Raw genomic sequence first — 13,835 nt, 5'->3', positions numbered from 1 at the left:
GTAGGCTCCGGAAATCGGGCGTTTATCCTTTAGATATTCTAATGACCGCTCCCTGCCGGCTCATCGCCGAGCAGCACGGCGACGACGTCCTCAAGCCGCATGCCGCGCGAGCCTTTAACCAATACGACGTCATTCGGCTCCGCTAAGGTCAGAAGGTGCTGCGCCAGCTCTCTTTTATCGTTGAACGAGCGTATACGATCGGCAGGAAGCCGGATGAGAGCGCCATCCGCGATGTGGCGGGCCCGCTCCCCGTACGTCAACAAGTAATCCGCCGTCTCCGGCCCGATTCGTTCGCCGATGCCGCGGTGCAGCTCAGCTTCCTGCGGTCCCAGCTCCAGCATGTCGCCGAGTACGGCGAATTTGCACCGGAAGCCGCCGAGCTCGGCCAAAAGCTTCAGCGCAGCTTCCATCGATGTCGGGGAAGCATTGTAGGCATCGTTCAGCACCGTCAGTCCCGACGGAGCCTGGCGCACCTCGATGCGCATGCCCGTCATTTGGACGGAGGCCAAACCCTCGGCGATGCACTCGTCGCTGATGCCGAGCTCACGTCCGACGGCAATCGCCGCGATCGCATTCGTGACGTTATGGCGTCCGAGCAGCGGAATCGCAAACTCAACAGCACCGCCGTCATTCAGCGTAAAATGCGCCCCGTCCGCGGTCATTTGCACATTCGACGCAAACAGATCGCAGTCCTGTCCCATCCCGAAGCGCACGGTACGCATTGTCTTAGGCTTCGGCATCTCCGGAAGCACGGCTTCAATCAATTCGGAGTCGCCGTTATAGACGAACAATCCTCCATCGGCAAGACCGGACAAAATTTCAACTTTCGCTCTGGCGATTTCTTCTCGCGACCCAAGCTGTTCCAGATGCGACTCGCCGATAATCGTAATGACGGCGATATCGGGCGCACCGATGCCGGACAGCAGTTCGATCTCGCCACGGCCGCTCATGCCCATCTCCAGCACGGCCGCTTCCGTGTCCTCGCTCAATTGCAGCAGCGTCAGCGGCAGGCCGATATGATTGTTCAAATTGCCTTGCGTCTTATGGACACGGTACTGCACAGCCAAGACGGCGTGAACAAGGTCCTTCGTCGTCGTCTTGCCGTTGCTGCCGGTGATGCCGACAACCTTCATGTCAAGCTCCTGCCTATATGCTTTGGCAAGCTGCTGCAGCGCCCCCAGCGTGTCGTCAACGAGAATGAGCGGCGCCCCTTGCGGAGGCTCAGCTTCATGCCCCCGCTGCCACAATACAGCAGCTGCGCCTTTATCGACAGCCTGCTGAGCGTATTGATGCCCGTCGAACTTTTCGCCGACGAGCGGCACGAACAAGTTCCCTTGCGCAATCGTCCGCGTATCCGTCGAAACGCCGATGACGAGCCGTTCCGCCTCTTCCTTCGTCCTGCTCTCCAGTTGTCCGGCGTACCGCCTTGCCAGCATCCGCTCGATCTGCGCGATGGTCCGTCGCATCATCGGCCTCGACTCCTTATCGCTGCTTCCGCCTCGCGGCGGTCGTCAAATTCGTATTTTACCCCGTTTATCTCTTGATACGTTTCATGACCTTTACCCGCTATCAATACTACATCTTGAGGGCCTGCCCTATCAATAGCCATTTGTATCGCCGCACGGCGGTCCTGAACGAGCGCATATTGCTCTGAAGCGAGTCCGGCATCGCGTAAACCGGGCACAATGTCGTTCAGGATCGCATGCGGATCCTCGCTGCGCGGATTGTCCGAGGTAACGATGACACAATCGCTGTGCTCCGCAGCAACACGGCCCATGATCGGCCGTTTCGTCCGATCCCGGTCGCCTCCGCAGCCGAACACGGTAATAATGCTGCCCTGCGCAAATTCCCGTATCGTTGTCAGCGCCTTCTCGAGACTGTCCGGCGTATGCGCGTAATCGACGAGCACCAAGTACGGCTGACCGGCATCGACACGCTCCATTCGTCCGTCAACACCGGCAACCGTACCGAGGCTTGCTGCGATGTCGTGCAGCGCGATCCCTTCCGCCAGGCAAGCGGCGACGGCGCTGAGCGCATTATATACGTTAAATTTACCGACGAGCCGCATGACGACTTCCGCCGAGCCCGCAAACGTATGTAAGGTGAATGCCGTTCCTCCCGAGGTTAAGCGGATGTCCTTCGCACTCACGTCGGCATCGCGGTCGATGCCGTAGGTGATCACCTGTGCGCTGGTCAGCTTGGCGTAATGCGCCGAGACCGGATCGTCCGCATTCAATACCGCGAACTGCCGTTGGGCCGGATCTGCCGAGAACGTATTGCCGAGCCGCGAGAACAGCAGCCCTTTCGCCGCTTCGTACTGCTCCATCGATTCGTGGAAGTCGAGATGATCCTGAGTCAAATTCGTAAAAATCGCCGTTCGGAAGCGCGTACCCTTGACTCTGCCGAGCTCCAGTGCATGGGAGGATACTTCCATGACCGCATACTCCGTCCCGGCATCGAGCATCTTGCGCAAGCTGCGCTGCAGGTCCAGCGCTTCCATCGTCGTACGCTCCGCTTCGATCGTCACATCCCCGTATTTCATCCGGATCGTGCCCATAAGCCCCGTACGGAAGCCGCGCTCACGCAGCAGATGCTCCAGTACATAAGTCGTCGTCGTCTTGCCGTTCGTCCCGGTAATGCCGATCAGGTTCATGCCGTGACTCGGATACCCGAACACATGAGCGGCGATAACTGCCATTGCGAATCTCGTATCGGGCACGACGAGCTGCGGTACCGGCAAATCAAGCGGCCGCTGCGTCACAAGCGCAGACGCTCCTGCCTGTACGGCCTTCGGGGCAAACTCATGACCGTCGGCGACAAAGCCGGGAACACAGATGAACAGATGTCCCTGTCCTACTTTCCGCGAATCGATCTGCACATCCGTAAATTCCGTTTCGCCGTCCCCGATGACGCGCGACAAGACAAGCAGCGAAGCAAGTTCCTTGAGCAGCATTCCGCTTCCTCCTCCAGCACTTTCCACCGATACCCGTCAACTAGCAATCATTATTGACCGGTGTCGGATAAGTATACTCGGATCGTCGACCCCTTCTCAACCCGCGTTCCCGGCTTCGGCACCTGATTGATGACCGTCGAGCCGTTTCCGGACTTCGCGAGCAGGAAGTCATCGTTCATGTCTTCCAATATATCTTGAACGGTAGCCCCGATCAAATTCGGAACCTCGACGATCGGCGGGGTCAGCTCTCCATAAGTGTATTCCCGTTCCAGCTGATTTTTGCTAGGCTCTACCTTCAAATATCGCAGCGATTCGGCCATAATGTTCTTTACGAGCGGTGCAGCGATCAAGCCTCCGAACTGCAGCCCCTTCGGATTATCGACGGCCGCGTAAACGACGACGCGCGGATTGTCCGCAGGCGCGAAGCCGATGAACGACACGATATGCTCCGTAGACGAGTACCGGCCGCCGATGACCTTCTGGGCCGTACCGGTTTTGCCGCCGACCCGGTAGCCGTCGATGAACGCGTTTTTACCGGTGCCTTTGGCGACGACGCTTTCCAGCGTTTCCCGAACCTGGCGGGACGTATCGGGGCTGATGACATTATCGCGTACAAGCTTCGGCTCCATGCGCTGCACGACCTCGCCATTGTCGGGATTAACCAGCGCCCTGCCGACATGCGGCTGGTACAGCTTGCCGCCGTTAATCGCCGCCGACACCGCCGCAACCTGCTGGATCGGCGTCACCGATACCCCTTGGCCGAACGCTGTAGTCGCGAGCTCAACCGGTCCGACGCGGGACAGCTTGAACAGAATGCCGTTCTCTTCGCCGCCCAGATCGATGCCCGTCTTCCGGCCGAAGCCGAAGCGATTGATATAATCGAAGAGCGTCTCCTTGCCGAGCCTGTTGCCCAGAGCAACGAAGCCCGGGTTACATGAATTTTCCACAACCTCCAGGAACGTCTCGCTGCCGTGTCCGCCCCGCTTCCAGCAGCGCAGACGCGCCCCGCCGATCTCAACGGCGCCGGGATCGTGGAACGTTTCGTTCTTCAGATCGACCTTCTTCTCGTTAAGAGCCGCCGCAAGCGTTATGATCTTAAACGTCGAACCGGGCTCGTACGTCATCCAGATCGGCAAGTTGCGGTTATACGTCTCGACCGGATAGTCGGCAAAATGGCTCGGCTCATACGTCGGATAGCCCGACATCGCCAATATTTCCCCGTTATTCGGATCCATCATTATGGCAATGGCGTGCTCCGCCTGATATTTGACCATCGCTTGCTGAAGCTCCCGCTCCACAACCGATTGCAGATGATAATCGATCGTAAGCTGCAGGTTCAGTCCGTTGAGCGGCTGCTCGAAGCCGGAGGTCGAGCCGGGCATCTTGTCCCCGTTTGCCTGCGACAAATACGTAATGTATCCTTTCACGCCGGTCATTTGCTTGTCGTACTTCGCTTCTACTCCGGTCAAGCCCTGGTTGTCAATTCCCGTGAACCCGAGAATATGCGAGGCCAGCGAGCCGAACGGATAATAACGCTTGTTATCTTCCGTAACATAGATGCCGTCCAGCTCCAGCTTGCGGACTTCATCGGCTTTTTCCAGAGAAATTTTGCGGCCCGCCGGTTTGATGTAAACCGATGATTGCCGCTTCGAGATGATACTCAGAATATCGTCCGCCGGCATGCCCAGGATGTCGCCAAGCTGCTTCGCCGTGCCCGGCTTGTCCTTAATTTGAGCCGGTACGGCCATCACCGTCGGTGTGCTGACGTTGTACGTAAGTCTCGTCCCGTTGCGGTCCCAAATCTCTCCGCGCTTCGGCGTAACCGTAATTTGCCTCCGCCAATTGTCCTCGGCAGCTTGCGCCAGCTCCCTGCCTTTCCAGAGCTGCACGTAGGCGAGCCGCACCAATAGGCCGACGAAAATACAGGTGCCGACAATAAGTGCAATAAACAGCCTGCGGCGGACAGTGACATTCGATACGCGCATACGGCTAACCCCTCCTGTCTCCAAAGCCATGATCCTTTCTTTCATGACTATTCGGGACAACCAGGGGTTAGAACAAGCTATCGGCTCGCAGAAGTGTCTTTCTTGGCCGGCGGCGGGCTTTGCTTCGCTGAACTGTCTTTCGTCGAACTGTCTTTCGACGAATTATCTTTGGAAGCACTATTCTTAGAAGCACTGTTCTTCGCCGCATTGTCCGCCGCCAACGTTTCCGCCGCAGCCGAAGCATCGTCGGGGGCTCGCAGCTGCAGCGAAACGACGCCGTTCTCGGCAGTTTCCTGTCCGACGACATAGCCTTCGCCGACCGCGGTGCACGAAACACCTGCGAACGAACATACCTCAACCGCTTCCCGCAAGCTCCGGCCGACGAGATTCGGCAGTGTCAGGTCGGCTTCCTGAAGCGCCACCTCAACGAGCTGGGAGCCCGTAATTTGCGCTCCCGGCAGCGGGAACTGCTTGACAATCTTATCGCCATTGCCGAGTGTCTCCAGCTTGAGGCCATACTTGCCGGCCGCCGCCTTCGCATCCGCAACCGACATCCCGACCAAATCGGGTACGGACAGCGTCACTTCTTTGAGCGTGAACGGAGGCTTGGCCGATTTGTTATTGACATTGACCGTAGGGGGAATACCTAAATATTGAAGCGATTGCGCCATAATGTCCCGGAACAGCGGCGGTCCGACTTCACTGCCCGCATGATAGTCGCCCTTCAAGTCCGGGTCCTCGACGATAATCGCGATCAAGATCTGCGGATTTTCCACAGGCGCATAGCCGACGAACGAAATGTTCCAGCGCCCGACGGCATATCCGCCCTTCTCGCCGACGAAGTTCGCCGTACCCGTCTTGCCGGCGATACGGTAGCCGTCGATGTACGCCTTGCGGCCCGTACCGATCTGTTGATCGGAAACGACCTGTTCCAAGTATTCCGTCACCTGCTTCGCCGTAGCTTCGCTGACGACTTGCCGGACGACCTCCGGCTTCGTGCTCATCTCGACCTGGCCCGTCTTCGCATCGACAATGTCTTTGACGACGTAGGGCTTCATCAGCTTGCCGCCATTTGCAATGGCAGCATATGCAGCCGCTTGCTGCAAAGCGGTAACCGTTAATCCCTGCCCATATGTAGCCGTCGCAAATTCCGAAGCGTACTTCATCGGAATGGAGCCTTTCAGCTCTCCGGCGATGTCCACATTCGTCTTCGCCCCGAAGCCGAAGTTTTGAATGTACGCCTTCAGCTTATCGGTACCGAGCGCCTCCAGTCCGAGCTTCACGAACGCAACGTTACTGGAACGCTTCAATCCGTCCAAGTAAGAAATGCGTCCCCACCCGATCTCGTTATGGTCATGGAGCGTTCGGTCGCTCACTCGAATCGATCCCGATTGATATTGATCGTTAGGACGAAACAATCCTTCCTCCACCGCTCCAGCCAGCGTAACCAGCTTGAACGTCGAGCCCGGCTCGAACTGAGCCGCAATCGTGCGGTTCATAAAAGCATCCGGTTTGCCCACCGACCAATACCGGTTCGGATTGAACGTCGGATAGCTGGCCATGCCTAGAATCTCCATCGTACGCGGATCGGCGGCGACAACGGCCATACTTTTCGGCTGAAACTTCTCGGCAACTTTCGCCATTGCGTTTTCGATATAGAATTGGATGCTTTTGTCAATCGTCAGACGCACGTTCTTCCCGTCGACAGCAGGCTCAATCGTTACCTTCGCATCGGGGAGCTCTATCCCAGAGGCAGCTTTCTCGTAGTTGATACGTCCGGGAACGCCCTTCAGTATGTCGTCCATTTGAGCTTCGATGCCCATTATCGCTTTGCCTTCTTTATCGCTGTAGCCAAGCACATGCGCGGCAAGCGTACCGCCGGGATAATACCGCTTCTTTTCCTCGATCAGCGAAATGCCGACCGACGACGGGCTCTTTTTCTTGAGACGGGCTTGCAGCTCGGCGGTCAGCGCTTTCACTTGGTCCGCCTGCTCTTTGTCGATCTTCCAGCCGTCCGGACGTACCTCCACCTGATCTCGCGGCGTGCCGTCCTCCTTCTTCTTCGCAACGAGCTCGCGCAGATGCTCCTGAATCAACGGAATATCCGAGCCGTCTTCGGACGACTTCAAAATCGCGGATAGACCGAGGACGACATCGTTCTCGATCTTGTTCTGCACGATCAGCCGCGGAGAGATCGCCACCGTATAGGCGGGCGCATCTTCCGCCAGCACCTTGTCCTTACGGTCGACTATGTCGCCGCGCGCCGGCTGAATGGTTTTGTCCGCCTCCCAGCGTACTTGCGCCTGTTCAAGAAGCCATGAGGCCTGAACGACTTGAACCCAATACAGCCTAACGACCAACCCAACAAAAAAGAGGGTGAAAAGCCCCCCTATCATCAGTGTACGCCATTTTAACTTTTTGGGCATATGTATCAACCTCATTAACTCTTATGTTCTCAAAGCGTTTACCGCTGTGCGACTGCCTTCTTCGTTCCGTCTTTCGCCGCGGCAGTTGTCTTTGCAGGCTGACTCTTCTGCGCGTTCGCCGTCTTGGATGCGGATTGCTGCTGCGGCTGCACCGATTCGTCGACAGGCACGAATCCGCGTGCGACAGCCTCTTCCTTCAGCCGGTCCGGACTTTGCAGCTTGTCGATCTGCTGCTTTAAGGCCATATTTTCCGCTTGCATTTGCTTGATTTCTTGCTGGACCTGAAGGATGGCGGCGTTCATCTGGTAAATTTGCGCATAGCGCCAAAGAATTACCACGGACGCGATAACGAGAACGGCTACCGTAAATAAATATAACAGCTTTTCCTGCGTTGGCAATGACTTGGTACGAACTACCACTTTCCGTGTTTCTTTCACTTTCAGCTTCTGTACGGTATCCTGCTTCGGCTTTCTTGCCAGATTGCCTTGAATGTATGCCGCCATCGTATCAGGTCCCCTCCTTAGGTAATTTCTCCGCTACTCGCAGCTTAGCCGATCTCGCTCTCGGGTTCGCTTCAAGCTCTTCCGCGCTCGCTTCGATCGGCTTGCGATTAAATAATTTCAAAGCCCCTTCTTTCCGACAAACACAGACAGGAAAATCCGGCGGACATGTACAGGTTTCAACATTTTTCGCGAACAACTGCTTGCAAATCCGGTCCTCCAGCGAGTGGAACGTGATAACCGCCACTCTGCCTCCCGGCGCCAAGCACTCGACCGCTTGCTTCAGCGAATCCTCGAAGGCGCCCAGCTCGTCGTTGACGGCGATGCGCAGCGCCTGAAAGCTTCGCTTGGCCGGATGACCGCCGGTTCGCCGCGCCGCTGCGGGGATGCCCTCTTTGACAAGCTCCGCCAGCTGTCCGGTCGTCCGAATCGTCCCTTCGCTGCGCGCCTCTACGATCTTCGCCGCAATCCGGCGGGAAAATTTCTCCTCGCCGTATTCAAACAAGATGCGTGCCAGCTTGTCGGCCGGCCATTCGTTCACGATCGTCTTCGCGGTCAGCTCCGTAGAGCGATCCATACGCATGTCCAGCTCCGCGTCATGCTGATAGCTGAAGCCGCGTTCGGCTTCGTCGAGCTGCGGCGACGACACGCCGAGGTCATACAGAATGCCGTCTACGGCGGGAACGCCGTCCCGCATCGCCCGCGGCTCCGCGCGGAGCACATCCTCCAAATACCGGAAATTCGATTTGACGAGCTTCACCCGGTCCCGGTACGGCGCAAGCCGCTGCTCGGCATTGGCCAGAGCGGCGTCGTCCTGATCTAGCGCAATTAACAATCCGTTCGGCCCCAGCCTGGAGGCAATCAACAAGCTGTGCCCCGCGCCTCCCAGCGTGCAGTCGACATATACCCCATCGGGCTTCACTTGGAGCGCGTCGACGGACGCCTCCAACAGTACGGTTACATGATGAAACAACGAAATTCCTCCCTGTTCAGGCGATTACGGAGCATGTCCGGCTACAAATCAATATCGAAATCGACCAGCTTCTCGGCGATTTCATTGAACGATTGCTCGGACTCGTTGTAGTAGTTTTCCCAAGTCGATTTGCTCCAAATCTCCACCCGGTTGGAAACCCCGATAACTACGCAATCTTTGTCCAGCTTGGCATGCTCGATCAAGTTGTTGGGCAAATTGACCCGGCCCTGCTTGTCGAGCTCGCATTCAGTCGCTCCCGAGAAGAAGAAGCGGGTGAAAGCGCGCGCATCGGACTTCATAAGCGGCAGCGCCTTAAGCTTCTGCTCCAGCACCGCCCATTCGGATTTCGGATAAACGAATAAGCAGCTGTCGAGGCCGCGGGTGACGACGAATTGATCACCGAGAGCTTCACGGAACTTGGCGGGAATAATCATACGGCCCTTCTCGTCGATGCTGTGCTGATATTCCCCCATGAACATCCCGGCTGTCCCCCTCTCCCCCACTTTGCCCCACTTTCCACCACTTTTACGTATAAATTCTCCACTGAAAACAAAAATCCTGCCGGGAAACCGGCAGGATGGAAACTTTTTTTCAATTCTCGGAAGGCGGCGAACCGCCGTCAACCTGCGCCCTGTCTGGCAAGGCGGCATTTTGCCTCAATTCGGCTCTGACTTGCTGCAGCTTGCGAGCTCTTGACTTTCGGACATAGAGGTATATGGCGGCGACCACCGCGATCAGAATAAGGACCGGGAAAATTGTAACAAGGACTATCAGCACGCCTTGCCCGAAATCGCTCAGGAAGCCGATCGAGCCGAGCCAAGCTTGCTGCAGCCTTTCGCCGAACGACGCTTTCCCCTCCGTCTTCGTCACGGCATTAGCTTTAAGCTTCTGATACATTCGCAGCTCAATGGTCGACAGCGTTACATTTTGATCCAGATAGCGCATGCGTCCTTTAATTTGCTCGATCTCCGTCTGCACCTTCGACAGCTCATTCGAGAACGCAACGAGATCTTCCGTCTTCTGCGCCTTCTCCATAAAAGCAAGCAATCTCGCTTCCACCGCCTGCTTCGCCTTCAGTCTGGCTTCCAGATCGACGTACTCTTCGGTGACGTCCTGCCCCTGCACACTGCGCTGCAGCGACGGGGAGATCTTCTCCAGTCCGTCCAAGAAAGAAGTGAAGCCGGCAGCCGCCACTTTGATCGTGTAATTGCCGCTTCGCTCAAGGTCGTTCGACGTTTCGTTAAATTGCAGGATGAACGCTCCGCTCAGCGCGGCCAAATTGCGGAGCTGGGTTTGTGCTTCGCCGTAATCTTGGACCTCCATCACAAGATTTGCCTTGTAAATCAGCTTGCGGTTGAATGCATCGCCCGTGTCTCCCGCGCCGATCGGCGGGGTAATACCGGCCGCAGGCACCATAGGCGCAGGACTGCTCGGAGCCGTTGCAGGCTGGCTGGGCGCTGCTTGCGTCTGGCTTGAAGCCGCCTTTGCATCCCCCGCAGGTACCGCACTCCCGTCTGCAGCGGCCGGCAGCGCCTCCTCCGTTCTTGCAACGGATGCTGTCGCGCTCGCGCCGTTCGAGCTCTTCGCCGCCGCATCCTGCTGGCCGCTGCTGCATCCGGCGAGCAACCCCAGCAGCAAAATGCCTGTAGCTGCAGCCGCAAATATTCTATTCAGACTCCCCTTCCATTCACCGGTTCCGTTTACAGACAGCCCTCTCCGCTGCAGCTCTCCGTTTTTCTGTAAGACCCCCATCTCGCTCGCCTCCATAACCAAATATTAGACACACACCCTCTTAACGGAAGGGATAGAGGAAAGGTTGCTGAAGCGGGCGATGAAGCCCGAAAAACGAAAAGCGCGGCACCCGGTCCGAAAACCGAATGCACGCGCTCGTTATGACCGCAATTGTATTGCTTAATGCTCCGCCCAGCTGTCCAAATACGCCTTCTGCTCGGCCGACAGCGAATCGATTCCGATTCCAAGCGCCTCCAGCTTGTAGCGGGCTACTTGCTCGTCAAGCTCGTAAGGCACGTTCATGACCTGCCTGCCGATTTCCTTGTAACGATCGTTCACATATTTAAGAGACAGCGCCTGCAAGGCGAACGTCATATCCATAATTTCCGCCGGGTGTCCGTCTCCCGCCGCTAGGTTGACCAGCCGGCCTTCGGCAAGCAAATACACTTTTCGTCCGTCGTGCAGCTGATACTCTTCGATGTTGCGGCGAACGGTACGCTTGGCTACCGACAGGGCGTCAAGCTCCGGTTTGTTCACCTCTACGTCGAAGTGACCGGCGTTCGAGAGAATCGCTCCGTCCTTCATGACTTTGTAATGCTCGCCGCGGATGATGTCGCGATTGCCCGTCACCGTAATAAAGTAGTCGCCGACCTTCGCCGCTTCGATCATCGGCATGACCGAGAAGCCGTCCATGTACGCTTCCACCGCTTTGATCGCATCGACTTCCACGACGACGACCTGAGCGCCCAGTCCTTTCGCCCGCATCGCTACGCCTTTGCCGCACCAGCCATAGCCGCAGACGACTACCGTCTTGCCGGCCACGACGAGGTTCGTCGTCCGGTTAATACCGTCGAACACGGACTGGCCTGTGCCGTAGCGGTTGTCGAATAAATATTTGCAGAATGCATCGTTAACCGCGACCATCGGGAACTGCAGCTTCCCTTCCTTCTGCATCGCTTTAAGACGAAGAATCCCCGTCGTCGTCTCTTCCGCTCCGCCGCGCACCGTCGCCAGCAAGTCCTGACGCTCCCCGTGCAGCGTCGATACGAGATCGCCGCCGTCGTCAATGATCAAATCCGGCTTCGTCTCAAGCGCCTTCACCAGCAGCTCCTTATATTCCTGCGGAGGCGGGTTGTGCTTCGCAAATACGGTAATGCCGTCCTCGACCAGCGCGGCACAAACGTCATCCTGGGTGGAAAGCGGATTGGAATGCGTCATCGTTACTTCCGCTCCGCCGGCTTTAATCACTTTGCCGAGGTATGCGGTCTTGGCTTCCAAATGTAAGGAGATCGTTACCTTAAGACCTTGAAACGGCTTCTCCTTCTCGAACTGCTCGCGGATCCGGTTCAATACCGGCATGTGGGCGCTCGCCCAATCGATCTTCAGATGTCCCTCGGGCGCCAGATTCATATCGGCTACGATACTTTGATTTATAGAGTTTGTCATGTTCGCAATTTCCTCCCTGATTACAAGTAGACGAGCAAATGCCGTCCGTCAAGCGGCAGACGCGCCGCCGCCAGCTCATGAAGCCAGCCGTCCCCATAACGGTTGACAACCATCAATACATTATATACTCGCTCTTGGGGCTTCCCGTGTGGGGCGAGCGATACACGAATTCGCTCCAGCTGCCGGAGCGCCGTATCGAACTGCGATTTTTGCGCATCCAAACCTTTTGCGAGCATATAGTCGATTTGTTCGTCAATTTTGGTCATATTCGTATCGCCAAGCTTGCGAAGTCCAGGGTTTAGGCCCGCAATCAGCTCGATCAACGGCTGATACGCCGTGTGAAATTCAGCCTTAACCGCCGCAAACTTGTCTTCCAGCCCCAGTGTATCCCGGGATTTCAGCCATTCGTTCTTCCGCTCCTCGAACCGGTCGAACACATCGTCCACCGACAGCTCGAACTTGCGCATGTACTTGTGAACCGCCCCCTCCAGCAGCGTCACTTCAACGCGCGGCACGATCGGCGGCAGCTTCATCCCCATATGCTCAAAACCTTGCTTCAACAGAGCCCAATACGCAATTTCGCCGTGCCCGAGCACCGTCGCCAGCACAGGAAACACATACTCCTGCATCAGCGGTCTCGTCATGACGTTGTTGCTGAGCGATTCAGGCTCACGTCTCGCACGGGCCAGCAGCTCATCCATCGTCAAACGGACAGTGCCTCGGCGGTTCACCAGTGTGCCGTCATCGTCTCTGAACAGCAGAGTCCGCTCTCCCCCTTCAAAAATAAAGAGGTTGGCGGCATTCGCGGCGACATCCGCCTGCACCGGATATCCGAGCGACTTTACCCGCTCTTGCCCTTGCAAGAACGCTTCGTTGAGCGGCTGGCTGCCGGCAGCCAGCCGCTCAAACCATGGAGCTTCCAGCTTCCGCAGCGCAGGGTCGTCGGCATCGACCAGAATAAGCCCGTAGCGCCCGAACAGCATGGACAAAATTCTGGCGAACATCTCCGAAAGCGTACCGCTTTGCGCGGCTGCGGTCCGCATCTTGTCCATCCATTCCGCCTTATATTCCGAGTCGGGAAGCGAAGCATCGACCTCACTTAGCACCGCCGACCATTCGGAATCGGAAACCGGCGTACGGCTGACAGACGTGCGCCGTTCATCCTCCTTGACCATACGGATGCGCTGCACCTCCGCTCCCGAGGAGAGCAGATGAACATGATTGACTTCGTCCCAGTCGTGATCTTCGCCCGCGATCCAGAACACGGGCACAACGGGCCGGCCAAGCTTCTCCGCCGCTTGACGAGCCGTTTGAATAATCGTTATCGCCTTGTACATGACGAGCAGAGGGCCGGTTAACAGCCCCGCCTGCTGGCCGCCGACGACGGCCAGCGCCTCCCCGCTGCGCAGCTGCTCGATGCCGGCAGCGGCAGCCCGATCGCCGCCGATCGCTTCATGGTAGCGAAGCAGCACGGCGGCCAGCTCTTCGCGGCCGGCATGCGGATAATCCCCCCGGTCAAGCCATTCCGCACGGGCCTGCCAGACGCCCGAATCGGAAGTATTATATTCGAACAGTCCGCTCACTCTTTCGAACTGCTTCATGTAATGTTCGGCGATCGGTTGACCGCTACTCCTATGTATCGCTTCAATCTGCACGGCACTGCCTCCCCCGAGATCAATACTCCCATTGTACAACTGCGCGTCAGCCGCGTCAAAAATAACCAGCTGATTACCCAAATCGTACAAATAAGGGGTCGCATGACACTAGCGTTGCAAGAAACCTCACAGAACAGACGAAACCTTAATTATTGAAAAATTTTAC

The 13,835-nt window shown here is 57.0% G+C and carries 10 protein-coding genes; all 10 read right to left on the bottom strand.

All coding sequences use genetic code 11. From position 1 onward, the window contains the following. Positions 1 to 38: 38 nt before the first annotated feature. The 10 genes from ACFFK0_RS17135 to bshC all read right to left on the bottom strand — a co-directional run bounded on the left by ACFFK0_RS17135 (position 39) and on the right by bshC (position 13,669). Positions 39 to 1,469: a UDP-N-acetylmuramoyl-tripeptide--D-alanyl-D-alanine ligase gene (locus tag ACFFK0_RS17135; protein WP_377471503.1), complete on the bottom strand. Its 1,431-nt coding sequence runs from the start codon at positions 1,467 to 1,469 to the stop codon at positions 39 to 41. Further along, complete coding sequence (locus ACFFK0_RS17130; protein WP_377471502.1) at positions 1,466 to 2,953, bottom strand: UDP-N-acetylmuramoyl-L-alanyl-D-glutamate--2,6-diaminopimelate ligase; 1,488 nt, start codon at positions 2,951 to 2,953, stop codon at positions 1,466 to 1,468. Before ACFFK0_RS17130 ends, ACFFK0_RS17135 begins: the two co-directional genes overlap by 4 nt. Before the next feature lie 50 nt (positions 2,954 to 3,003). Beyond that, positions 3,004 to 4,938, bottom strand: a complete 1,935-nt coding sequence (locus ACFFK0_RS17125; RefSeq protein WP_377471500.1) for a stage V sporulation protein D — start codon at positions 4,936 to 4,938, stop codon at positions 3,004 to 3,006. Between the two features lie 77 nt (positions 4,939 to 5,015). Then, positions 5,016 to 7,364, bottom strand: a complete 2,349-nt coding sequence (locus tag ACFFK0_RS17120) for a penicillin-binding transpeptidase domain-containing protein (RefSeq protein ID WP_377471499.1) — start codon at positions 7,362 to 7,364, stop codon at positions 5,016 to 5,018. Between the two features lie 38 nt (positions 7,365 to 7,402). Next, positions 7,403 to 7,867 (bottom strand): septum formation initiator family protein, encoded by a 465-nt coding sequence (locus ACFFK0_RS17115; protein WP_377471498.1) that lies wholly within the window; start codon positions 7,865 to 7,867, stop codon positions 7,403 to 7,405. Between the two features lie 4 nt (positions 7,868 to 7,871). Then, a complete protein-coding gene (gene rsmH / locus ACFFK0_RS17110; RefSeq protein ID WP_377471497.1) occupies positions 7,872 to 8,837 on the bottom strand; it encodes a 16S rRNA (cytosine(1402)-N(4))-methyltransferase RsmH in 966 nt (321 codons plus the stop codon). A gap of 41 nt (positions 8,838 to 8,878) precedes the next feature. Beyond that, complete coding sequence (mraZ, locus tag ACFFK0_RS17105) at positions 8,879 to 9,316, bottom strand: division/cell wall cluster transcriptional repressor MraZ (RefSeq protein WP_377471496.1); 438 nt, start codon at positions 9,314 to 9,316, stop codon at positions 8,879 to 8,881. A gap of 112 nt (positions 9,317 to 9,428) precedes the next feature. Continuing rightward, on the bottom strand, positions 9,429 to 10,589 hold the full coding sequence (locus ACFFK0_RS17100; protein ID WP_377471495.1) for a DUF4349 domain-containing protein: 1,161 nt from the start codon (positions 10,587 to 10,589) through the stop codon (positions 9,429 to 9,431). Positions 10,590 to 10,748: 159 nt separating this feature from the next. Further along, a complete protein-coding gene (locus ACFFK0_RS17095) occupies positions 10,749 to 12,014 on the bottom strand; it encodes an adenosylhomocysteinase (protein ID WP_377471494.1) in 1,266 nt (421 codons plus the stop codon). Positions 12,015 to 12,034: 20 nt separating this feature from the next. After that, positions 12,035 to 13,669, bottom strand: a complete 1,635-nt coding sequence (gene bshC / locus ACFFK0_RS17090) for a bacillithiol biosynthesis cysteine-adding enzyme BshC (protein ID WP_377471493.1) — start codon at positions 13,667 to 13,669, stop codon at positions 12,035 to 12,037. Positions 13,670 to 13,835: the final 166 nt, after the last annotated feature.

Source organism: Paenibacillus chartarius, assembly GCF_042432825.1.
Taxonomy (GTDB): Bacteria; Bacillota; Bacilli; order Paenibacillales; family NBRC-103111; genus Gordoniibacillus; species Gordoniibacillus chartarius.
This window is presented reverse-complemented; position numbering and strand designations above follow the sequence as displayed.

Excerpts from the sequence above, each read along its gene's own strand:
- ACFFK0_RS17100 (WP_377471495.1), bottom strand. The coding sequence starts at position 10,589 with ATGGGGGTCTTACAGAAAAACGGAGAGCTGCAGCGGAGAGGGCTGTCT.
- ACFFK0_RS17095 (WP_377471494.1), bottom strand. The coding sequence starts at position 12,014 with ATGACAAACTCTATAAATCAAAGTATCGTAGCCGATATGAATCTGGCG.
- ACFFK0_RS17115 (WP_377471498.1), bottom strand. The coding sequence starts at position 7,867 with ATGGCGGCATACATTCAAGGCAATCTGGCAAGAAAGCCGAAGCAGGAT.
- ACFFK0_RS17125 (WP_377471500.1), bottom strand. The coding sequence starts at position 4,938 with ATGCGCGTATCGAATGTCACTGTCCGCCGCAGGCTGTTTATTGCACTT.
- mraZ (WP_377471496.1), bottom strand. The coding sequence starts at position 9,316 with ATGTTCATGGGGGAATATCAGCACAGCATCGACGAGAAGGGCCGTATG.
- ACFFK0_RS17120 (WP_377471499.1), bottom strand. The coding sequence starts at position 7,364 with ATGCCCAAAAAGTTAAAATGGCGTACACTGATGATAGGGGGGCTTTTC.
- ACFFK0_RS17130 (WP_377471502.1), bottom strand. The coding sequence starts at position 2,953 with ATGCTGCTCAAGGAACTTGCTTCGCTGCTTGTCTTGTCGCGCGTCATC.
- ACFFK0_RS17135 (WP_377471503.1), bottom strand. The coding sequence starts at position 1,469 with ATGATGCGACGGACCATCGCGCAGATCGAGCGGATGCTGGCAAGGCGG.